The sequence below is a fragment of the Nonomuraea sp. NPDC050022 genome (assembly GCF_044460705.1).
Lineage (GTDB): Bacteria > Actinomycetota > Actinomycetes > Streptosporangiales > Streptosporangiaceae > Nonomuraea.
The window spans coordinates 197,409-218,288 of the sequence record NZ_JBITKE010000018.1 but is presented as its reverse complement, the minus strand read 5'-3'; the positions used below and the strand labels follow the sequence as shown (position 1 = coordinate 218,288).

18 protein-coding genes are annotated in these 20,880 nt (G+C 68.4%); 9 read left to right on the top strand and 9 right to left on the bottom strand.

Translation table 11 applies throughout. From position 1 onward, the window contains the following. Positions 1 to 27: 27 nt before the first annotated feature. Positions 28 to 1,341 carry an FtsX-like permease family protein gene (locus tag ACIBO2_RS52750; RefSeq protein ID WP_397304830.1) on the bottom strand — a complete coding sequence of 438 codons (1,314 nt, stop codon included), beginning with the start codon at positions 1,339 to 1,341 and terminating at the stop codon, positions 28 to 30. Next, entirely contained in the window at positions 1,338 to 2,063 is a 726-nt protein-coding gene (locus ACIBO2_RS52745) for an ABC transporter ATP-binding protein (RefSeq protein ID WP_358548337.1), read from the bottom strand. The genes ACIBO2_RS52750 and ACIBO2_RS52745 overlap by 4 nt, the downstream gene beginning before the upstream one ends. Positions 2,064 to 2,212: 149 nt before the next feature. On the opposite strand from ACIBO2_RS52745, the gene ACIBO2_RS52740 reads away from it, so the two are divergent. From ACIBO2_RS52740 to ACIBO2_RS52730, 3 genes are all read left to right on the top strand, one after another. Beyond that, a complete protein-coding gene (locus tag ACIBO2_RS52740; protein WP_397304829.1) occupies positions 2,213 to 2,953 on the top strand; it encodes a DUF4253 domain-containing protein in 741 nt (246 codons plus the stop codon). A 95-nt stretch (positions 2,954 to 3,048) separates the two neighbouring features. Further along, complete coding sequence (locus tag ACIBO2_RS52735) at positions 3,049 to 3,195, top strand: hypothetical protein (protein ID WP_358548332.1); 147 nt, start codon at positions 3,049 to 3,051, stop codon at positions 3,193 to 3,195. 48 nt (positions 3,196 to 3,243) lie between these two features. Then, a complete protein-coding gene (locus ACIBO2_RS52730) occupies positions 3,244 to 4,515 on the top strand; it encodes an MFS transporter (RefSeq protein ID WP_397304828.1) in 1,272 nt (423 codons plus the stop codon). Between the two features lie 60 nt (positions 4,516 to 4,575). On the opposite strand, the gene ACIBO2_RS52725 is transcribed toward ACIBO2_RS52730, so the two are convergent. After that, positions 4,576 to 5,547, bottom strand: a complete 972-nt coding sequence (locus ACIBO2_RS52725) for an SDR family NAD(P)-dependent oxidoreductase (RefSeq protein ID WP_358548327.1) — start codon at positions 5,545 to 5,547, stop codon at positions 4,576 to 4,578. Positions 5,548 to 5,610: 63 nt separating this feature from the next. Here ACIBO2_RS52725 and ACIBO2_RS52720 point away from each other — a divergent pair, with 63 nt between their 5' ends. Continuing rightward, entirely contained in the window at positions 5,611 to 6,186 is a 576-nt protein-coding gene (locus ACIBO2_RS52720) for a TetR/AcrR family transcriptional regulator (protein ID WP_358548325.1), read from the top strand. A 126-nt stretch (positions 6,187 to 6,312) separates the two neighbouring features. On the opposite strand, the gene ACIBO2_RS52715 is transcribed toward ACIBO2_RS52720, so the two are convergent. Further along, on the bottom strand, positions 6,313 to 7,728 hold the full coding sequence (locus tag ACIBO2_RS52715; RefSeq protein WP_397304827.1) for a PLP-dependent aminotransferase family protein: 1,416 nt from the start codon (positions 7,726 to 7,728) through the stop codon (positions 6,313 to 6,315). A 74-nt stretch (positions 7,729 to 7,802) separates the two neighbouring features. Here ACIBO2_RS52715 and ACIBO2_RS52710 point away from each other — a divergent pair, with 74 nt between their 5' ends. Further along, positions 7,803 to 9,146, top strand: coding sequence for an FAD-binding oxidoreductase (locus ACIBO2_RS52710; protein WP_358548321.1), 1,344 nt, complete (start codon positions 7,803 to 7,805; stop codon positions 9,144 to 9,146). Between the two features lie 79 nt (positions 9,147 to 9,225). Here ACIBO2_RS52710 and ACIBO2_RS52705 read toward each other — a convergent pair whose 3' ends face one another. Then, the gene (locus ACIBO2_RS52705; protein WP_397304826.1) at positions 9,226 to 9,957 is read right to left on the bottom strand and encodes a TetR/AcrR family transcriptional regulator; all 732 of its coding nucleotides are present in this window, start codon (positions 9,955 to 9,957) and stop codon (positions 9,226 to 9,228) included. Positions 9,958 to 10,028: 71 nt separating this feature from the next. Between ACIBO2_RS52705 and ACIBO2_RS52700 the strand changes: the two genes are divergently transcribed. Next, on the top strand, positions 10,029 to 11,726 hold the full coding sequence (locus ACIBO2_RS52700; RefSeq protein WP_397304825.1) for an FAD-dependent monooxygenase: 1,698 nt from the start codon (positions 10,029 to 10,031) through the stop codon (positions 11,724 to 11,726). Position 11,727: 1 nt separating this feature from the next. Here ACIBO2_RS52700 and ACIBO2_RS52695 read toward each other — a convergent pair whose 3' ends face one another. Then, on the bottom strand, positions 11,728 to 12,267 hold the full coding sequence (locus ACIBO2_RS52695) for a DUF1062 domain-containing protein (RefSeq protein ID WP_397304824.1): 540 nt from the start codon (positions 12,265 to 12,267) through the stop codon (positions 11,728 to 11,730). 267 nt (positions 12,268 to 12,534) lie between these two features. Between ACIBO2_RS52695 and ACIBO2_RS52690 the strand changes: the two genes are divergently transcribed. The 3 genes from ACIBO2_RS52690 (at position 12,535) to ACIBO2_RS52680 (ending at position 17,760) form a co-directional block, all read left to right on the top strand. After that, on the top strand, positions 12,535 to 13,581 hold the full coding sequence (locus tag ACIBO2_RS52690; RefSeq protein WP_397304822.1) for an LLM class flavin-dependent oxidoreductase: 1,047 nt from the start codon (positions 12,535 to 12,537) through the stop codon (positions 13,579 to 13,581). 355 nt (positions 13,582 to 13,936) lie between these two features. Next, positions 13,937 to 15,532, top strand: a complete 1,596-nt coding sequence (locus ACIBO2_RS52685; protein ID WP_358548308.1) for a phospholipase A2 — start codon at positions 13,937 to 13,939, stop codon at positions 15,530 to 15,532. A gap of 146 nt (positions 15,533 to 15,678) precedes the next feature. After that, positions 15,679 to 17,760 carry a S8 family serine peptidase gene (locus tag ACIBO2_RS52680; RefSeq protein ID WP_358548305.1) on the top strand — a complete coding sequence of 694 codons (2,082 nt, stop codon included), beginning with the start codon at positions 15,679 to 15,681 and terminating at the stop codon, positions 17,758 to 17,760. A gap of 68 nt (positions 17,761 to 17,828) precedes the next feature. Here ACIBO2_RS52680 and ACIBO2_RS52675 read toward each other — a convergent pair whose 3' ends face one another. Genes ACIBO2_RS52675 through ACIBO2_RS52665 form a run of 3 tightly spaced genes read right to left on the bottom strand, consistent with a single transcriptional unit; the run spans position 17,829 to position 20,876 of the window. Further along, the gene (locus tag ACIBO2_RS52675) at positions 17,829 to 19,094 is read right to left on the bottom strand and encodes an alpha-L-fucosidase (protein ID WP_397304821.1); all 1,266 of its coding nucleotides are present in this window, start codon (positions 19,092 to 19,094) and stop codon (positions 17,829 to 17,831) included. A gap of 23 nt (positions 19,095 to 19,117) precedes the next feature. Beyond that, the gene (locus ACIBO2_RS52670) at positions 19,118 to 19,957 is read right to left on the bottom strand and encodes a carbohydrate ABC transporter permease (protein ID WP_358548299.1); all 840 of its coding nucleotides are present in this window, start codon (positions 19,955 to 19,957) and stop codon (positions 19,118 to 19,120) included. After that, positions 19,950 to 20,876: a sugar ABC transporter permease gene (locus ACIBO2_RS52665; RefSeq protein ID WP_358548296.1), complete on the bottom strand. Its 927-nt coding sequence runs from the start codon at positions 20,874 to 20,876 to the stop codon at positions 19,950 to 19,952. The genes ACIBO2_RS52670 and ACIBO2_RS52665 overlap by 8 nt, the downstream gene beginning before the upstream one ends. Positions 20,877 to 20,880: the final 4 nt, after the last annotated feature.

Sequence of the window (20,880 nt, the reverse complement as noted above, 5' to 3'; positions counted from 1 at the left end):
TGAGACTCACTCGGCCTTATCTCGCCGTCAAAGGGTCAGCAGCGACCCGTGCCGTGCTCTCCGCGTGGATGCCAGTCCTCCGGCCAGGCCGCTCACGGCGCAGACCAGCACCAGCCCGGCGTACTGCGGCAGGGAGTAGGCGAACCACGCCTCGCCGGTCGCGGCCTTTCCGAGCGCGGTGAGCGAGGCGGCGGCGATGCCCGTTCCGAGCAGCGTCCCGGCGCACGTCACGATCAGCGTCTCCCAGCACACCGCCCTGGCCAGTTGCCGACGCTTGATCCCCACGCTGCGCAGCAGCCGGATCTCCTCGGTCCGCTCGGCCATCGTCATGGCCGTCGCGTTGAGCACCGAGATCACGGTGTAGACCACCGCCGAGCCCACCAGCATCGGAGCCGCCCACGCCGACGCACCGGTACGGGTGACACCCGCCGCCGCGTCGGAGGTCGCCACGGCGAACAGGAAGGTGCACGCCAGCGCCACGGTCAGCATCACCGGGGACGCGGCCGACATCGCCCGGCGAGGCTGGGTGACCAGCGAGGACCTGACCAGCATCCCGGCTCCTGGATCGAGCCAGGCCACCACGCCCCCGAGCAGCCAGCCCATCCCGCGCAGCGCCCCCGGGCCCAGCGCGGACGCGCCCACGCAGAGCACCATGGTCGCCCCCAGCCCGGTGGGCACCGCGGCCTTCGCCTTGACCAGCGGCACCAGAAACAGCAGTACGGTGCCCCCGGCCAGCGCCACTCCTCCAGCCACCGCCCTGGGCCAGGGCAGCAGTCGCCGCTGCGCCGCGTTCTCCCGCAGCACCTCCAGCGGGCCCACACCCACTGCCTTGCGTACCGCGGACCGGGCCGCCAGCAGCGTCACCACCAGCCCGACGACCATCGCCAGGATGAACGGCCCCGTCGTGATCTCCACCGGGACGCCCTCGGGCGCCAATCCGGTCATCCGCATGAACGCCGCCATCAGCGTGGCGTACGGCACGGCCAGCGCGCAGCCCGCCGTGCTCGCCAGCACGGCCACCACCAGTGCCTCCGCCGTGACCAGCCGGCCCACCTGCCGCGGCGTCATGCCGATCGAGCGCAGCAGCGCCCAGGTCCTGCGCTGACTCAGCACGTGCAGGCTCAGCATGCCCGCGACCACGAAGATCGACACGAACCCCGACACCACGGCCGACAGCACCAGCAAGCCCATGACGCCGTTCAGATCGTCGCTTGCGCCCGCGCCGACGACCACCAGGCCGCTGCCACCCACCAGCATCACGGCCAGGAGTACCGCTGTGAACGAAGCGGCGAGGCCCATTCGATTGACCCGGACGTTGTTCCAGGCGAGGACGAGTGTCACCGGCGACCACTCAACCGCATGCCGATCTGGTCCGCCGAGGGCCTTTCCAGGACGTCGACGATCAGCCCATCGGTCAGGAACAGCACGCGGTCCGCCCGAGCCGCCGCCTCCGGATCATGGGTGACCATCACCACCGTCTGGCCGAATTCGTCGACCGCCTCCCGCAGCAGTGCCAGCACCTCGTGCCCGGTGCGGCGGTCCAGCGCGCCCGTCGGCTCGTCGGCGAACAGCACCTCCGGCCTGCCGAGCAGGGCGCGGGCGATCGCCACCCGCTGCTGCTGGCCACCGGACAACTGCGCCGGGCGATGCCCCTCCCGCCCGGCCAGGCCGACCCGGTGCAGCAACTCGCGCACGTGTGACGGGTCGGGCCGCCGCCTGGCCAGGCGGCGGGGCAGGATCACGTTCTGCCAGGCAGTCAGTGAGGGCACCAGGTTGAACGCCTGGAAAATGACGCCGATCCGGTCGCGGCGGAGCACCGCCAGCTCCTTCTCCGCCAGGCGGGTGATGTCCTGCCCGGCGATCAGGACCGCGCCCGAGTCCGGCCGGTCCAGCCCTGCCGCGCACTGCAGCAGTGTGCTCTTCCCCGACCCCGACGGGCCCATCACTGCGGTGAAACTGCCGCGGGGGAACCCGGCGCTGACCTGCCGCAGCGCGGCCACCTCGGCAGCACCTTTCCCATATGTCCTGGTAACTCCCTCAAGGAGAACCACGTGATCGCTCATGATCGGCAAGCCTGCCGCAACGTGTCGATCATCGCCCATCAGGTATCTCCCTGATCGGTCCCTGAGGCTCGCTGCACGCCTCCTGAGGGTGCGTCGTTTTGTCATGAACCGCTCAAGAACGTCGGAGCATGCCGCTAACTTTCTCCGGTATGCACCACGAATCGCCACTCAACGCGCTACCCGACGGACTGCCACCGGGCCGTCTGGTGACGCCCGAACGCGGCTCCGACAGCCCCGTCATGTGGGTCTCGGACCAACGGCTTCCTGACGCGGGACGACACTGGCGGCGACTCTTCGAACTTCGCGACAAGACCGGCCTCTACCCACTGCTGCTGGACGAGCTCCGAGACGACTCCGGACGACCGTGGCACGACGGCGAACTCAATGCCGCGCCGATCGGTGCCATCGACGCGCTGACCGCCGAGAACGTACTGGTCGGGTTCTGGACCGACGGCCCGCTCGGCCCTTGGCCCGGACTGGCGCCGCCGGGCGTGCCGGGCCGGGATCCTGACACGGCCGCCGCACTGCTCGCGGAGTCCCTCGGCGCGGCCCGCCCCTGGTTGCTCGGCCTGGTCCCAGCCACGCGCGGCGCGGACACGCTGACGCTGTGCGGATGGACCGGGCCGCTCAACCACACCAACGAAACAGAGAAGATCTCGGCCGTGGTCCGTTCGTGGGAAGAGCGGTTCGGGGCTCGTGTGGTGACCGTCGGTTACAGCACGCTTGAGCTGTCCGTGGCCGCACCACCGACCACGCTCGAGCACGCCCGCCAGGTGGCGGCCGAGCATGAGGCGTTCGCCCCGGACACCATCTGGCAGGGCTGCGGAGACTTCGAGGACTATGCCAAAGCACTGGTCGGCTCCGACGATTGGTCCTTCTGGTGGGACTGACATCTCGGCCAGTGGCCCTCAAGCTCCAGAGGCAAGCGACGGCGAAACAGGTGAACGGACCGGTCAGGAACCGAGCCGCGCCTAGCCTGACCGCTATGGGTATCACCATTCACCCGAGCTTCCTGCCGCACGACGACCCCGACCTCTTCGCGCTGAGCCTCGACAGGGCCAGGCCGGCTCACGACCGGCGACGGCAGTTCGCTGAGCCGACCGGAACGGTGAGACCATCGACCCGGCACTGACCGGACGTTCGAGACGACTCTCAGACTCTGGGGAGGAGACCAGCCCACATGCCCACCGGAGCGACCCCCGAGGCCAACCGGTCCTACCGCGCGGTGCTGCGCGACCGCCAGATGGCCGGGCTCCTGCTGGGCGACCTCCTGGCCAACGCCGGTACGGGCATGATCATCGTGGCCATGCCTGTCCAGACGCTGTCCATCCACGGCAGTGTGCCCAAGGCGATCGCCATCGGGCTGGTGGAGGCCGCGCCGTTCGTCCTGTCCACCATCCTCGCCCTGGCCATCGGACTGGGGCGGGTGAGGGTGCCGCCGCGAACCCTCCTGATCGCCGACTGTGTCCTACGGTCGCTGACCTTCGCCATCCTCGGCGTCTTGGCCGTCACCGAACAACTTTCGCTGCCCGTGCTGATCGTTGGTCTCCTCTTCGGCGCGACGTTCCGGATGGCCGGCTCAAGCAGCCGACGTCTGCTGGCGACGTCCATCGCGGGAGAGAGCGGGCGGTTCGCGGTCAACGGCTTACTCGGGCTGAATTCCACGTTCGCGCTCTACATCGTCGGCCCGGTGCTGGGCGGAGTGATCGTGGCGTCCACCGGGGCGGGCGTCGCGCTCTTCTTCGACGCGTGCGGTGCGCTGATCCTGCTGGCCGCCGTCCTGGTATCCGTTCCCCGAGCCACCAAAGATCGTGACGCGCCTGGTCGCCCAGGAGCCCGCGAATCGGGCTGGCGGATCCTGCGTCGCCGACCGGTCGCCGCGCGGCTGCTGGTGGTCGAGTTCTTCTTCAATTTCTGCTATATGCCGATCGAGGTGGCGCTTCCCCTGTACGTACGCGGGACGCTGGACGCCGACGCGTCCGCTCTGGGTCTCATGTGGGGTGCGCTGGGCATTGGCGCATTCGTCGGCGCCGCTCTCGTCAATCAGTTGCGCAACCTTCCGCAGCGTCATGTGCTGATCGCCATCATCGGCCTGTGGGCGATATGCCCGATCGCTCTGGCGTTCGTCGGCGATCTCACTCTCGCGCTGATCGTTTTCGGTCTGGGCGGCCTGGTGTGGGCGCCGTTCACGCCTGTCGCGTACAGCTTCCTGCAATCGGGGCTCGAGCCCGACGAACAACAGCAGGTCGTCACGCTCTGGACGACCGGCTCCACGGTGGCCGCCCCGCTCGGCCTGATCGTCGGCGGACCGCTGATCGAGCTGGCCGGGAGCACCGGAGGGCTGGCGTTGTCCGGTGGGCTGACACTGCTGCTGCTCCCGATCGCGGCACTGGCCGTGCTCAGACGCGCGCCCGGGTCGATCGCGCCTTCCACGCGCGATCGGGTGCGGTAAACGGACCTGTCACCAGCGACGGTACGAGATCTCGGGTTGTGTCATCTCCGGGTCGAGAGGTCAGACGCGGAGCAGGTCGGACGAGACCGTCCAGAGGCGCTTGGCGGCGGTGGGATCGAGCGCCCATTCCTTGACACCGTGGGGGTGCTGTGCGAGGTCGGCGTCGTCCGGCACGGTGTAGGCCTCCTGCGCGTCGTCGAGGTAGTGGCCTCCGGAGTGAGCGAACTCCGGGGCGACGGCCGCGACGATGCTGGTGGCGGCTCCCTGCTCGACCGTTTTGTAGGTGAAGACCCCGGCGGCCTCGGCCGCGTCGAGCGACGCCTTCTGTTGCGCGGTGAAGTTCCGCTGCAGTCCCGTTGCGACACCGCCGGGGTTCACCGTGTTGGCGATGATGCCGTCGGATGACCAGAGGCGGGTCGCCTCGACGGCGAACAGAGAGTTCGCCGTCTTCGATTGGGCGTAGGCGATCTGCGGATCGTAGCCGCGACGCTCGAAGTGGAGGTCGTCGAAGTCGATGCCGGAACGCATGTGCGCTGTCGAACTGACCGAGACGATACGTGCTCCGTCGCGGTCGGTCGCTCCCAGGGCCAGGGCGTCGTGAAGGCCGCAGGCCAGGGCGAAGTGGCCGAGATGGTTCGTCGCGAATTGCAGTTCCCAGCCCTCAGGCGTCCGTTCGAGGCCACCGGTGACCACGCCCGCGTTGTTGATCAGCAGGTGAAGCGGGCCGTTCCACGCGTCGACGAATCGAGTGACGGTGGTCCTGTCGGTGAGATCGAGCCGGACGACTCGGGGCCGGATCCCTCCGGTCGACTTCGCGATCGTCTCGGCGACAGCGTCACCCGCGGTCGTGTCTCGGACAGCGAGCGTCACTTCCGCTCCGGCAGAGGTCAGCACACGAGCCGTCTCGGTCCCGATTCCAGAGGAAGCTCCGGTCACGATCGCGCGGACGCCGGTGAGATCGACGCCCCGTAGCACCTCTGCGGCGGTGCTGGACGAGGTAAAGGGTGTGGAGATGAGTTTGGCGGTGGTCATGGTCGCGACTATACAGACTAGACAATGTTTGTATAGTTAGCGTCTCGCTCGTATGCTCGCTTCATGAGCAGTCCCGAGGTTGGTCACCCGCCGCCGTCGACAGTCGCCGACACCGACCGTCGGTCCATGGTTCTGGACTCCGCCATGGTCACGTTCGCGCGATTCGGTTACCGGAAGACCTCGATGGAGGAGGTGGCGCGGGCGGCGCGCATCTCCCGGCCCGGGCTCTATTTCCTGTTTTCCGCGAAGGAGACTCTGTTCCGTGCCGCGGTCGCCCAGGCCTTGGACCGCGACATCACAGCGGTCGAACACGTCCTGGCCGACACCGGCCGACCCCTTCTGGAGCGTCTCGTCGAAGCGTTCGATCAGTGGGCGGGTCGTTACATCGGCCCGCTGACGAGCGATGTCGCGGTGGTCATCGAGGACAATCCCGACCTCCTCGGAGAGATCATCGAGACCCCGCGGCGACGTTTCGAGGAACTGATCACAGACGCGATCGCCATGAAGTCGGGACGAGAGGCGGCTTCCCCTGTCGCGCAGACGATGATCAGCGCGTCGATCGGCCTCAAGCATCAGATCGCATCACGGGAGATCTACCTCGAACGACTGGAGGTAGCCATCGATCTCCTGCTGCGCTGAAGACGCTCGCCAAAGTCGTACGTGGAGGCGTTGTCGACCACGGCCCCGCCGCCTGCCGCGCGGATGGCGGGGAGCTAGCCGCCGAGTGGGCTCACCTCAGCACGTCGACCGATTTCGCGTAGCCGGCTACTGACGGCGGAGGGAGCCGAGGGCATCGGCGAGCAGGTCGATGCCCTCGACGATGGCCGGTTCGGTCAGGTTGCCGTACCCGAAGACCAGACCTTCCGGTCCGGCCTTCTCCACCCAGTAGGGCGCCAAACCGTAGACCCCGAGGCCGCGTTCCAGCGCCGCGTTCGTCACAGCGGCCTCGGTCAGATCGGGCGGCAGCCACGTCATCACATGGAGGCCCGCGGAGACTCCGATCGGCACGAGGTCCGGCACCCGCTCGGTCAGCCGGCCGACGAGCGTGTCCCGCAACCGCCGGTACCGCGGCCGCATCCGGCGCAGGTGCCGATCGAACTCACCTCGCGCGACGAAGTCCGCGAAGGTCAGCTGGTCGAACACCGGCGAGCCGCGATCGTCGAGCACCTTGGCCGTCGACATCGGCTCGACCAGACGGCTCGGCAGGATCAGCCAGCCGAGCCTGAGCCCGGGCGCCAGCGTCTTGCTCGCCGTACCGGCGTAGACCACGGACTCCGGCGCCAGGCCCTGGATGGCGCCGATCGGCTCGCGGTCGTAGCGGTACTCCGCGTCGTAGTCGTCCTCGATGACCAAGACATCGTGCTTCGTGGCCCACGCGACCAACCCGGCCCGCGTCCGCGCCGAAGCCACCGCACCGGTCGGGAACTGGTGCGCAGCGGTCACCAGGACGACGTCGGCTCCCGACCGCTCGAGCGCCTCCACCTCCAGCCCGGTCTCCAGCACCGGTACGCCGACCGTCTCCAGCCCCGCCTTCGTCGCGACGTCGCGAACCTCATTGTCGGACGGGTCCTCGACCGCCAGCCGGCGATACCCGGCGGCCGCCAGCACCTGCAGGAGCAGCCGCGAACCTTGGGCGAAGCCGTTGCAGATCAGCATGTTCTCCGGCCGCGCCGACGTACCGCGAACCCGGTTCAGGTAGTCGGCCAGAGCCTCACGGAGTTCGGCGGTGCCGCGCCCGTCCAGGTAGGCCAGGCTCCTGTTCGGCGTCTCGTTGAGCACCTTGCGGATCGACCGCAACCAAGCGGCGCGAGGGAACTGGGAGACGTCCGGCTTGCTGTACTTGAAATCGATCCGGGGCGGCTCACCGGTTGCCGCGGCGCTCTTCTGCTCCACCTGGATCCCGGCCGCCGCCGGCGCGACCTGCGTGTAACCGCCGGTCCGGCTGACCAGATACCCCTCGGCCACCAACTGCTGGTAGGCCTCGACGACCACTCCCCTGGACAGCCCGAGATCCGTCGCGAGGGCGCGCGTCGCCGGCATCACCGCGCCGGCCCGGAGCAGCCCCTGCCGGATCCGGTCCCGGATGCCGCTTTCCAACTGCTGGTGCAGCGGCACGGACAAGTCGCGCCGGAGCTCGACGAGCAGCTCACCGGTGCCCAAATTGGTCCTGGATCGGCTCACAGAACTGGACCTTATCGAAGTACCGCTTCGCTGTCAGGGTGGTGAGCACCACCACTTGCGACAGGAGTACGACGATGACCACCACCGCTCTCACCCTCGAACTGCTGCACCCGGGAGAGGCCGGGTACGAGGAGGCGCGAACGGTCTGGAACGCGATGATCGACCGGCACCCGGCCGTGATCGCCCGCTGTCACGGCACCGCGGACGTCGCGGCGGCGGTCCGCTTCGCCCAGGCCAGGGACCTGGAGATCGGGGTCCGCTGCGGCGGCCACAACATCGCCGGACTCGCCGTACCCGAGGGCGGGATGATGATCGATCTGACGCCGATGAACGAGGTCCGCGTCGACCCCGAGCGGCGGCTCGCCTGGATCCAAGGCGGCGCCCTGCTCGGCGAACTGGATCGCGCCGCGCAGGAGTACGGCCTGGCCACCACGGCCGGCAACGTGTCGCACACCGGCGTCGGCGGCCTCACCCTCGGCGGCGGGATGGGCTGGCTCGCCCGGCAGTTCGGGCTGGCCTGCGACAACGTGGCCTCGTACGAACTCGTGACCGCCGCCGGCGACATCGTGACAGCGAGTGCGACCGAGAACCCCGAGCTGTTCTGGGGGCTACGCGGTGGCGGCGGCAACTTCGGCATCGTCACTTCGTTCGAGTTCCGCTTGCACCAGGTCGGCACCCGCACCCTCGTCGCCGAGTTCACCTATGCCTGGGAAGATGCCTTCGCCGTACTGCGAGGTTGGCGCGACCTGAACGCCACCGCACCCCGCCAGGCCACCTTCACCGCGAGCCTCAGCGGCCAGGAGCTGACCATCGGCTTCGTCTGGGTCGGTGACCCGGACGAGGGCGCCGAGCTGATCGCGGCCTTCCGCGAGCTCGGCACGATAGTTGCCGAGAGCGTCGAGGAGCTGTCCTACCTGACCCTGCAGAGCCGCGAAGACAGCGTGCAAGGACATCGGTTCCGCCGCTACTGGAAAGGCCACTACTTCAAGTCTCTGCCCGACGAGGCGATCCGCGCCCTGCTCCGCAACCCCGGCATCGGCGCCAGCCTGCAGGCGTACGGCGGCGCGATCGCCGAGGTCGCGGATGACGACGCCGCCTTCAGCCACCGCGACACGCAGTTCGAGTTCGTCACCGCCACCCGCTGGGAGGACCCCGCCGACGACGCGGAGCGGATCGCCACGATCCGTGCGTACGCCGCCACCCTCGACCCGTACGCCGGCGGCGCCTACGTCAACACCCTTAACGGCGAGAGCGTCAGCCGCGCCTTCCCACCGGCCAAGCTGGCCCGGCTGACCGCGCTGAAGAACAGCTACGACCCGGCCAACGTCTTCCACCTCAACCAGAACATCCGGCCGACCGTCCAGGAGCCTTCTGAAGATGTTGCTGGTGTGACGGGTCGCAGGCCAGCCACCCGCTGAGGCCCTCCAACTGGGTAGCAACCCCGGAGAAGGCCCACCCTCAACCCCTTGATCACCGCGCTCCTGCCGCGCGTGGGCGTCATTCCTGTGGCCGCCGCCGGGCTACAGCACTGGCCGATGGTGCGGACACGGCCCCAGGCGTCCCCAGCAGCGGCAGCCATATCTCGTCCACGATCTCGACGATCGACTCCTCCGGCACCGCGCGCATCGTCATGAACATGTCGTGGCGCAACAGGTCCAGCGGCAGATTCACCACGCGGGACGAACGTGGCACGTCGGGCAGTTCGCCGCGCTCGACCGCACGGGCGACGATCATCTCGAAGGCGGTCACCTGGCCCGGCGGGAGAAGGGTGTCGCGCAGCTCACTGAGGCTGGTGCCGGTGTCGCGGAAGTAGCCGGCCAGCTGCACGCTCATCAACGTGATCATGCCTGCTCGGTCGGCGTCGGCGTTGCGCAGGAAGCCGATCGCGTCGTCGCGGAGGTTGCCGGTGTCGGGCACCGCGATCAGCTGCCAGAACTTGGTGAGGGTGGCCAGCAGCAGGTCCTCGCGCTGTGGCCAGCGCCGGTAGAGGACGGGACGACTCGTGCCGGCGCGGGCGGCGACGGTCTCGTAGGTGAAGCCGTGATATCCGTGCTCGACCAGCACGTCCCACGCGGCGTCGAGGATCGCGTCCTCGAGTTCGGCGCCGCGCCGACGGGATCCGCCGGCGCCACGGGCCGCGCCGCCGCCAGCACGACGTCCCGCCGCCTGTGCCCCGACCGCCCCGATCGCCTCGCGCTCCTCCGCGCTCCGCCCGCGCTTGAGATTCACTTGCGTATCTTATCGCGGTCACTTACGGTGTCCCCGGTTAGATACAGTCGCGTACCTTAAGGCGGATATCAGTGACGTTCGACGTCATCATCGTCGGCGGTGGACCCGCCGGCCTGTTTCTGGCCTGCGAGCTCCGCCTCGCGGGAGTCCAGCCTTTGGTGCTGGAACGACGGCCGGAACCAGACCTGTCAGACAAGGCACACGGCCTCGTCGGTCAGGTCGTAAGGCTGATGGACAACCGTGGCCTCTTCGAGCGCTGCGGGGGCCGAGGAGTGCCGGAGCCCGCGCCTGGGTTCTTCTTCGCCGGGATGCCGCTGCCGCTGCACACGCTCGGTAAGGAGAACCCGATGTACCTCCTGCCGATCAACCAGCGTGATCTTGAACGGGTGCTCAACGAGCGTGCGGCCGAACTCGGCGCGGAGGTCCGGCGAGGGTGGGACGTGCTGTCCTTCAGCCAGACCGATGACCGGGTCGACGTCGTGGCACGCGGTTCGGACGGCACCGAGACGACCTTCACGGCCCGATACCTCGTCGGCTGCGACGGCGGCGGCAGCCTGATCCGGAAGCTGTCAGGAATCGGCTTCCTCGGCACCACCGACCACGTTGTCGACCGGACAGCCCTCATCGGGCCGAGCGACCACTTCCGTTTCGTGCCGGGTGGACGTGTCGTGATCGACGGCCTCGGCGAGATCCCGGCGATGTTCCACCGTACCGACCGGGGCGTTCTCAACCTCCTGCCGCACGACCCGGAGCGGCCGCTGGTCAACACGGCCGAATGGGAACGGCACCCGGCAGGCGACTTCCCGGGGCCGGGTGCGCCGATGACCCTGGCCGAGATGGAGGACAGCATCGAACGGGTCATCGGAGTCCGCCTGCCCCTGACTCCGCCGCCCGAGGGCGCGCCCACCTTGCTTCGCCGCGTGTGCCATCGAAACTCCCGGCAAGCCGACCGCTACCGCGACGGCCGCGTCTTCATCGCTGGCGACGCCGCACACGTCAGCCACGGGCCGACCCTGAACGCGGCGCTGCAAGACGCGGCCAACCTGGCCTGGAAACTCGCCGCGGCAGTACAGGGCTGGGCTTCGGAAGGCCTCCTGGACAGCTACGAAACCGAACGCCACGCGACCGGCGAGCGCGTGCTCATGCATACCCAGGCCGCGTCCGCCCTGCTGGCGCCCGGAGGCGACGTCACCGCACTACGCCGGCTCTTCGCGGAACTCCTCGACCGCACCGAGAACCTGCGCATGGTCGCGGCCACGACGGCGGGCGCCGATGTCCGTTACGACATGGGCGAAGAACACCCCGCCGCGCCCACCGGCTGGTTCGTACCACCCCTTGACCTGACCACTGACGACGGACGCGCGCGGCGCCTCGCCGAGCTCCTGCGCGACGCCCGTCCCCTGCTTCTCGACCTCACCGGCGCAAACGACCTCGCCACCACCGCGGAGCCCTGGTACGACCGAGTGCGCCGCGTGACCGCGACCGCCGACGACGCCCCAGCACCCGCGCTGCTCATCCGTCCCGACGGCTACGTCGCTTGGGCGGGCGCGGATCCCGACAGCCTGAAAGTGGCCCTCACCCGCTGGTTCAGCCCAGTGCTTCGGCAAGGACGTCGCCGTGTTCACCAACGAACCAAGCCACCGAATGTGATCCAACCCGGCGGGCTTGAACTGGTGAAATACCGCTCGCCAAGAACGTCGATCTGGCCAAGGCAGAACACGGCACAGCCGTGTTCTGCCTTGGCGGAGAGCGTCGCACCGACGCTTTGACCTACTGGACCGACCACACCAGGACGAAGGAGAAATCCAGTTTCGTCCTGCGGTTCAGCGGGATATCGATCTTGACCCGGCGAGCGATCTCATTACGGCTGATGCCCAGTCCATGGGCGATGAGCCGTCCGGGACGGACCGGCACGGGATCGTCGAAGGTGACCGTGATCTGAACGGGCCACGGATCCTCGGGAACGGGAGGTGCGTGGAGTTCCCAGCACCCGTCCCAATCGAGGGCGAACCGGTTGCGTCGGGCGATCAACGGGTCGAGAAGGGTATCGGCGGCGAGGGACGGCGAGTTGTCCGAGTAATCGGCCAGAAGGTCGGCGGGCAGTGAACGGACCGGGACGCGATCGTGGACGGTGAGCTTGCTGGTCCGGTCACAGGAAACGCAGTTGACCAGGAGCCAGACGTCGAGAAGTTTGCCGTTGGCGTTGACGCGGAACTTGCCGTTGCCGATGGTGGCGCGGCCGGAAGGGCAGGCCACGCACCGGAGGGCGAGCAGCGGCAGGCGGGTGCGTCGTACGGCCCAGGGCAGCACGATATGAGGATGTGAAGACATGATCTCTCTGAAGACCTGACGAAGAGCACGGAAAACAGAGCCGACGGCGTCCGTCGGCGACCGATGCGCAGGAAAGTGTCAGGTCTAAAGAGCAGGCGGCGTCATGCGCGCGAAGTCCTCACGTAGGGGTGGGGGCCCAATCTAGTCGAGGCCGCAGATGGTGGCGATCTGGGGTCTCAGTGTGGCGAAGGGCAATGGTCGTACGGCCTGCTGCATGAGGGTGCCCAGCAGATAGGAGAACAACGCGTGGGCTCGCGCGGGCGCGTCGTGCCGTTCCCCGTTCCGCGCCTCATGAGGACCCGTCCCCGCTACTCCTGCGCGCTCGCGCCGGCCGCCGGCGTCGTCGACACGGCCAGGCTCGCCGAACAGCTCGGTTACCGGCGCGTCTGGCTGTTCGACTCACCGGCGCTGCACGGCGACGTTTGGGTGGCGCTGGCGCGCATCGCGTCCGGGACCGACCGGATCGGACTCGCCACCGGGGTCGCCGTCCCGGGCCTGCGCCATCCGATGGTGACCGCCTCGGCCATCGGCTCGGTCCACGAGCTGGCGCCCGGCCGGCTCGTCGCCGCCGTCGGGACCGGCTACACCGCGCGGCACGCTCTTGGGCACCAGCCCGTCTCCTGGGCCGACACCGTCCGCTATATCCGCCAGGTGCGGGCACTTCTCGACGGCGAGGTCGTCGAGGTCGACGGCCGGCCCTGCCAGATGACGCACCTGCCCGGCTTCGCACCCGCACGTCCGATCGACGTGCCCCTGTGGGTGGCCGCCTCCGGGCCGAAGGGTTTCGCCGCGGCCCGGGAGCTCGCCGCGCCCGGCGTCGTGATGACCAGCGTCCCGGTGGACGGCGATCACGGATGGGAACGGTGCGCGGTACTGAGGTTCGGCACCGTCCTGCGCCCGGGCGAGGACCACACCACCCCGCACGTCATCGAGGCCGCCGGTCCCGGTTATGCCAGCATTGTGCACGCCGTGTGGCAGAAAGCGGGCATCGCGGTCGATGCCATGCCAGGCGGAAAGGCATGGCGGACCTCGCTCGAAGCCGAACGCCCTGAGCGCGAACGGCATCTCGTCGCCCACCAAGGCCATATCTCCCGGCTGACCGAACGTGATCGCGGCGTCGTGACCGCTGCCGGGCCGGCGATCCTGGAGCCGGGCTGGACCGGTGATGCCGCCTCGATCGCCGCCCGGTTCGACGAAGCAGGTGCCGCCGGGGTCACCGAGGTCGTGTACGTCCCGGCCGGACGCGATATCCCCGGCGAACTGCGGGCGTTCGCCCAGGCCGCCCGCTCGTGACCCCGCCATTGCCGAGAAAAGCGTCCACCGACTCGCCTGCAAAGCGGCGCGCACTTTACTGAATGGCTTAATGCGCCTCCATGCCCTGCCGCATGGTCATTATTGTCCGAAGGCCCCACACGATCGCCATAAATTCGCCATAATTTCGCTACACAGCCCCTTCGCCTGCATGAACACATAAATAAATCGCAGCAGAGGCATGGCTCCACTGGCGATTTAACACCGGCCCGTGAAATTGTCAATCTCTTGTCAAAGCGATTTATCCATGCTTATCCTCCAGGTGATCAAATCTCTTTCTCAGTTTTCCTGGAGGCACCACTTGCGCCGATTAGCGCTCCCCGTCGCCGTCACGGCGATGCTTATCCCCTTCCTCGCCCCCGAGGTCTCCGCCGCCACGCAGACCTCGACGGCCTCCGCCGCCCTGCTCGCCGACCCGCCGCCGGCCGACGTTCAGGAGATCGGCCCCGGCCAGTACTCCGCCGACAACCAGACCTTCAAGCTCACCGAGCTGGACGTGTCCGCGGGCGCGATCAGCCGCAGGCACGGTGTGGCGCTGGCCGGTGGCGACCTGGCTCGGCCGCAGTCGGCCCCGGCGACCCGCCCCGAACTGGGCGTCTTCGGGCCGAGCTGGCAGGCCGAGTTCGCCGGCGGTCAGATCAACCGGAAGCTCGAGAACCAGAACGGCACCCTTGTCGTCACGGAACTCGACGACGGGACGTCGACCAGCTACCCCCTCAAGAGCAGCGTCTCCACCCCTGACGGCGGCGGCATCCAGATCTACCAGGCCGCCAACGGATCCAAGATCACCGAAACCACCAAGTGGGACGCGGTCGTCGGTGCGATGCGCACCACGACGATCGAGACGCTCGTGTCGGACGTGGGCGCCCAGGAGGCGGGCGACGACGGCTTCACCAACGCCGACGGCACCCCCGTCAGCGCCACCGACCTCCAGCCCACCTACACCTGGGCCCGGCCGGCCGGTGCGCCGAGCGCCGACCCCTGGCGGGTGACCGACGTGGGCAACACCGCCTTCGGCAAGTCCACGATCACCTACGACACCCAGGGTCGCGTCAGCACCGTCAAGGAGCCGGCCGGCGTGTCAGACCCCGCGTCCGTCACCAAGTTCACCTACGCCACGGCCACCACGGCCACCAGCACCTCCAACGGCGACTTCGCGGGCCGGCTCAAGGAGGTCTCGGTCACCTACGGGACCGAGACACCGCAGACCGAGGCGAGCTACTCCTACGACCCGAACGGTCTGCTGCGCACCGTCACCGACCCCAGCGTCGGCGCCGTTCAGGGCACCTACTCCTACGACCCGGTGGGACGCCTGTCGTCGATCGACTCCGTCACCAACGGCGGCTGGCAGCTCTCCTTCCCGGCGGGCGTCGCGGCTCCCCAGGTGACCGCCACCGGCACCGACATGCCGGCCAACGGCGGGACCACCACGGGCGCGGCCGGGCTCGACGACCCCAACGCCACCGAGCCGCCGGCCGGCGACTTCCTGCCGGACGGCGTGGATCCCCCGCAGTCCTACCCGGCGAAGTGCAGCACGGCCGCGACCTGGATGTGGTACACGAAGTCGGGCTGCTCGGCCTGGGCATGGCACGGCGGCAAGTGGCGCAAGCCCGACTGGAAGCGCACCGCCAGCGGCTTCAAGGTCAGGGGCATCTACTACGACCACTGCACGAGCTCTCCGGACAAGCCACACAACTTCGACTTCCGGCCGGCCTGTGACTCCCACGACTACGGGTACGGCCTGATAGCCAACAAGAGGAAGCATTACCGCTACTACCTCTCCAACGCCCATTCAAAGGCTGACGTGGACAACCGGTTCTACGTCACCATGCGCGACAAGGTGTGCGGTGGCTACTTCATCCTGGTGCGGCCCGACTGCCGGGCATGGGCCTGGGTGTACTACAAGTTCGTCAAGAGGTACGGCAATCCCTGATAACCGCCCGAGCTCGACGTGACACCTGAGCTCTGACCTTTTCGGGGGACTTTCCCTCCGCCGGATGGCGGCCTCGGCCGCCATCCGGCCACCCCTTATGCCGGCGTCGTCTCCCTGCACCTCCTTCATGTAAGGCGCGGTACGTCATGAAATTGCGAGTCTTATCCTGTGTCATCGCGGCGCTGGCGGCCACGGCGCTCGCGACCGGGCCGGCCAACGCGGCAGAGGCCCCGCCCACGACTCCCGCAGCGTCCGCTTCGGCCACACAGCAGACCACTTCGACCGCTCAGCAGGGCACTTCGGCGGCTCCCTATGTCGAACCCCAGCTCAGCGCGCGGGTGGCGGCCGCGGGCAAGATACGAGTGAACGTCGTCAGCAAGACCCGCGCCGACCTGCCGGACGCGGCCTCCAGCGGCCAGGTCGTTCAGCAACTGTCCCGCTTCCCCGTGGTCACCCTGCACGTCGACCAGGCCGGGCTGGACCGGCTGGCCAAGCTGCCCAGTGTGGTGAGCGTGACCGAGGACAAGCCGGTGCGGCCGGTGCTGGCCGAGAGCGTCCCGCTGATCGGCGCCGACAAGACCAGGGCCGCGGGCAAGACGGGCGCCGGAGCCGTGGTGGCCGTGCTGGACACCGGCGTCGCGGTCAACCACCCCTTCCTCAAAGACCGGGTGCTGGAAGAGGCCTGCTTCTCCCCCATCGACGCCGACTACTCCTCCACCAGCCTGTGTCCCGACGGCACCGCCGAGCAGGAAGGGCCTGGCGCCGCCGACGCCGACCAGGGCCCCTGCGCCGACGCCGCGCTGGACTGCGACCACGGCACCCACGTGGCCGGCATCGCGGTCGGCAACGGCCAGGGTGTGACCGGCGCCCCGCCGGCCGGAGTCGCGCCCGGCGCCGAGCTCGTCGCCATCCAGGTGTTCAGCAAGTTCACCTCCGAAGACCTCTGTGGGGCGGGCGCCGCCCCGTGCGTGCTCAGCTTCACCAGCGCTCAGCTCGCCGGCCTGGAGAAAGTGCTGGAACTGAAGGACGAGGGAGTGCCGCTGGTGGCCGCCAACCTCAGCCTGGGCGGTGGCCAGTACACCGCCGCCTGCGACGGCGACCCGCGCAAGGCGATCATCGACAGCCTGCGCACCGCCGGTGTGGCCACCGTGGTCGCGGCCGGCAACGACGGCTTCGGCACCGCCGTGGCCGCCCCGGCCTGCGTGTCCTCGGCGATCACCGTCGGCGCCACCACCGACCAGGACGGCGTGGCCGCCTTCAGCAACCGCGGCGCGCTGCTGGACCTCTTCGCCCCCGGTGTGTCGATCATCTCCTCGGTGCCCGGCAACAAGTGGGCCTCCTTGAACGGCACCTCGATGGCCGCCCCGCACGTCACCGGCGCCCTGGCCGTGCTGCGCCAGGCGATGCCCGACGCCCCGCTGGCCCAGCTCGAAACGGCCTTGAAGACCACCGGCAAGGCCATCGCCTACAACGGCGTGACCACCCCCCGCATCCAGGTCGACGCCGCCGTGCTCGGAAAGACTCCTGACGCCGGAGCCTGGCCCGTTCCGTACTACGAGAACATGAAGGACACCGCGATCCCCGACCACGGCACCGTGACGTCCTCCATCTCGGTCACCGGCCTGCTCGGCACCGCGCCCGCCACCACTGAGGTGTACGTCGACATCCACCACACCTGGCGTGGCGAGCTGAAGATCGACCTGCTCGCCCCGGACGGCAAGGTCTACCCGCTGCAGGCCAACGACCCCAACGACAGCGCCGACATCCTGCACGAGACCTACCAGGTCAACGCCAGCGCGTCGCCGGCCAGCGGCACCTGGAAACTGCGCGTGCAGGACGTCGAATACCTCGACACCGGCTTCATCGACGGCTGGTCGATCCGGCTGCCCTGCTTCGGCAACTGGGACGACACCGCCATCCCCGATCCCGGCGTCGCCGAATCCAGCATCGTCCTGGCCTGGATCAACGGCAACGCTCCCACCCGCTCCCGGGTCCACGTCGAGATCGACCACACCTGGCGCGGTGACCTGAAGCTCGACCTGGTCGCGCCGGACGGCAAGGTGTACCCGTTGCGCGCCGCCGATGCCAAGGACGGCACCGACAACATCGATGAGAGTTACTGGGTGAACGCCAGTGCCTCAGCGGCCAACGGCACCTGGAAACTCCGGGCGGAGGATTTAGCCAAGGGTGACAAGGGCTTCATCAACGGATGGACCCTGACCCTGTAGCGGCACTCGCGAAACGGGGTCCGGCCAGGAACGCGGACGCGCTCCTGGCCGACCTCACTCTGCCGCGGTTAGTCGTTGAGGAACAGCTCGATGACCGGTACGACGACGTCGGGACGCTGGACCGGCAGGTCGAGGGTCAGGGTGTCGGGGGTCAGGGCGCCGATCGCCGTGTTCTGGGCCGTCTGGCTGGGGTCGATCACGCGCGTACGGATCTCCGAGGCGTCGTGCAGGAACTGGGCGTACTTCACGCGCCCGCCCAGCCCTGGCAGGTGCAGGTGGCGGAACGGCCAGCCGAACACGTGCAGATAGAGCCGGTTACCGCGCTGGGTGTAGCGGCAGTCGGGAGGCGCGGTGAAGCCGCTGGGGCCGGCGCCGTAGATGGAGCGGGAGTTCAGCCGCATCCAGTCGCCGATGTCGGCGAGGCTCTGGCGGGCGCGCGGGTCGATCTGGCCGCGTCCGTCCGGGCCGACGTTGAGCAGCAGGTTGCCGCCCTTGGCGACGCTGTCGATCAGCATGCGTACGAGCAGGTCAGGGGTCTTGTAGTCGAGGTTGTCCCGGTCGTATCCCCAGCTGCCGTTGAGGGTCTGGCAGGCCTCCCACGGCACCTCCTGGCCGTCGATGGTCATCGGGGCGGCGGGCTGGTACTGCTCGGGGGTGACGAAGTCGCCGGGGATGCCGAGCCGGTCGTTGACGATGATCCCCGGCTGGAGCTCGCGCACCATGTCCATCAACTCGGGTGAGCGCCAGTCGTCGGCGCCCTTGCCGCCCCAGTAGCCCGTTCGGCCGGCGTAGGAGAAGTCGAAGAACAGGTAGTCGATCTGGCCGTAGTCGGTGAGCAGCTCGCGTACCTGGGCGTGCAGGTAGTCGGCGTACTTGGAGATGTCGCGGCCCTTGGCGGCGGCCTTGAACTCCTCGTCCTCGCGCTGCGGGTGCAGGGAGTCGACGGGGAACTCGGGGTGGTGCCAGTCGATCAGCGAGTGGTAGAAGCCGACCTTCAGCCCTTCGGCGCGTAGGGCCTCCACATACGGCGCGATCAGGTCCTTGCCCCAGGGGGTGCGCGTCACCTTGTAGTCGGTCTGCGCGGAGTCCCACAGGCAGAAGCCGTCGTGGTGCTTGGTGGTGAGAACGACGTAGCGCATGCCGGCTTGCTTGGCCAGCCGTGCCCACTCCGCGGGGTCGTACAGGTCGGGGTCGAAGTGGTCGAAGTAGCGCTGGTAGTGCTCGTCGGTCATCTGCTCGCGGTTCTTCACCCACTCGTGGCGGGCGGCCAGGGAGTACAGCCCCCAGTGCACGAACATGCCGAAGCGGGATTCGGAGAACCAGGCGTGGTCCACTACGTTCCTTTCAAAAAGGGGTTTCATCGGCCGCCGAGACCGCTCGTGGCGATCCCGCGTATGAGATGTTTCTGCAGGAGGATCAGGATCGCCGCGGTCGGCGCCATGGAGATCACCGAGGCCGCCATGATCAGGTTCCACTGGGTGCCCTGCTGGCCGACGAAGAGCGACAGGCCCAGCGGGACGGTGGCCTTCTCATCCACGGTGTTGATGATGATCAGCGGCCACATGAAGCTGTTCCAGTAATTGATGAACGTGAAGACCGCCAGCACCGCGAGCGCGGGTCTGATCAGCGGCAGCATGATGCTGGTGAAGATGCGCACCGATCCCGCGCCGTCGATGCGGGCGCCCTCGGAGATCTCTTCGGGAACGGTCAGGAAGAACTGGCGCAGCATGAACGTCCCGAAGGCGGTGAAGGCCCAGGGGAAGATCAGCGCCTGGAAGGAGTCCACCCAGCCGAACCATTTCATCAGCATGAACATCGGCACGACCAGCACTTCCTGGGGGATCATCAGCGTGGCCAGGAAGACCAGGAAGAAGCCGTCGCGACCGCGCCAGCGCAGCCGTGAGAAGGCGTACGCCGACATGGCCGACGCCACGAGCACCACGACCGTGCCGCAGATGGCGACGGCGAGCCCGTTGAGGACGAACTTCCCGAACGGCAGGAACTCGAATGTCTCCTTGTAGTTCTCCCACCGGATCAGCGAGCCGAACAGGCTCGGTGGCGACTGGAACACCTCGTCGGCGGGCTTGAGCGAGGTGGCCAGCATGTAGACCAGCGGCGTCAGGAACGCGGCGGCCACCAGGTAGAGCGCGACGTGTGAGATGACCAGCCTGACGCGGCGTACGGCGTGATCAGACATCGTAGGTCACCCATCTGCGCTGGCCGACGAACTGCACCGCGGTCACGCCCAGGATCAGCACGAACAGGATCCAGGCTCCGGCGGACGCGAGTCCGTACTGGTAGATCGAGAACCCCTTGTCGAAGACGAACATCATGAGGGTCTCGGTGTCCATGCCCGGCCCTCCGCCGGTCATCAGGAACGGCTGGGTGAAGACCTGGAAGGAGGTGATGAGCGTCATGGTCGAGGCGAAGAACAGCGCCGGGGAGATCATCGGCAGCATGATGCGGAAGAACTGCCGCCACGGTCCCGCCCCGTCGATCTGCGCCGCCTCCAGCAGGTGTCGCGGGATGGCGTCCAGCGCGGCCGCGAAGACCAGCATGTTGTAGCCGAACCCCTGCCACACGCTCATCGCGACGACGGCGAACATGGCCCAGCCCGGCTCACCGAGGAAGTTCGGCGCGTGCGTGCCGGTGGCGGCGTACAGCGAGCCGTCGATCAGCCCGTTCGGCTGGTAGATCATCCGCCAGACGATCGCGTTGGCCACCATCGGCGTGACCACGGGCAGGAAGAACACCACCCGCAGCGCCTTGCGGCCCTTGATGCGCGGGCCCATCCACACCGCCAGCCCCACCGACACGATGAGGTTGAGCGGCAAATAGAGCACCACGAACAGCAATGTGTTCAACAGCGCCCGCCGGAAGACGGGGTCGGTGAACAGCGTGGTGAAGTTCTCCAGTCCGGTGAAGGTTCGCTCGCCCACCGCGGGCCACTGGAAGAAGGCCATCACCAGAGACAGCACGATCGGGAAGAGGGTGAACACCGTCAACCCGATCATGCTGGGCGCCGCGAAGAAGGCCGCGGCCCTTCCGTCGCGGCGCAGACGGGGGCGCCGTCTGCCCGCGACCGCCGCGGGGCGGGCTATGGCGTCGTCGGACACTTCG

Bases quoted from the DNA above. Each gene is read 5' to 3' on its own strand.
- ACIBO2_RS52740 (WP_397304829.1), top strand. From the start codon at position 2,213: ATGCACCACGAATCGCCACTCAACGCGCTACCCGACGGACTGCCACCG.
- ACIBO2_RS52720 (WP_358548325.1), top strand. From the start codon at position 5,611: ATGAGCAGTCCCGAGGTTGGTCACCCGCCGCCGTCGACAGTCGCCGAC.
- ACIBO2_RS52745 (WP_358548337.1), bottom strand. From the start codon at position 2,063: ATGAGCGATCACGTGGTTCTCCTTGAGGGAGTTACCAGGACATATGGG.
- ACIBO2_RS52735 (WP_358548332.1), top strand. From the start codon at position 3,049: ATGGGTATCACCATTCACCCGAGCTTCCTGCCGCACGACGACCCCGAC.
- ACIBO2_RS52730 (WP_397304828.1), top strand. From the start codon at position 3,244: ATGCCCACCGGAGCGACCCCCGAGGCCAACCGGTCCTACCGCGCGGTG.
- ACIBO2_RS52680 (WP_358548305.1), top strand. From the start codon at position 15,679: ATGAAATTGCGAGTCTTATCCTGTGTCATCGCGGCGCTGGCGGCCACG.
- ACIBO2_RS52725 (WP_358548327.1), bottom strand. From the start codon at position 5,547: ATGACCACCGCCAAACTCATCTCCACACCCTTTACCTCGTCCAGCACC.
- ACIBO2_RS52710 (WP_358548321.1), top strand. From the start codon at position 7,803: ATGACCACCACCGCTCTCACCCTCGAACTGCTGCACCCGGGAGAGGCC.
- ACIBO2_RS52670 (WP_358548299.1), bottom strand. From the start codon at position 19,957: ATGTCTGATCACGCCGTACGCCGCGTCAGGCTGGTCATCTCACACGTC.
- ACIBO2_RS52685 (WP_358548308.1), top strand. From the start codon at position 13,937: ATGCTTATCCCCTTCCTCGCCCCCGAGGTCTCCGCCGCCACGCAGACC.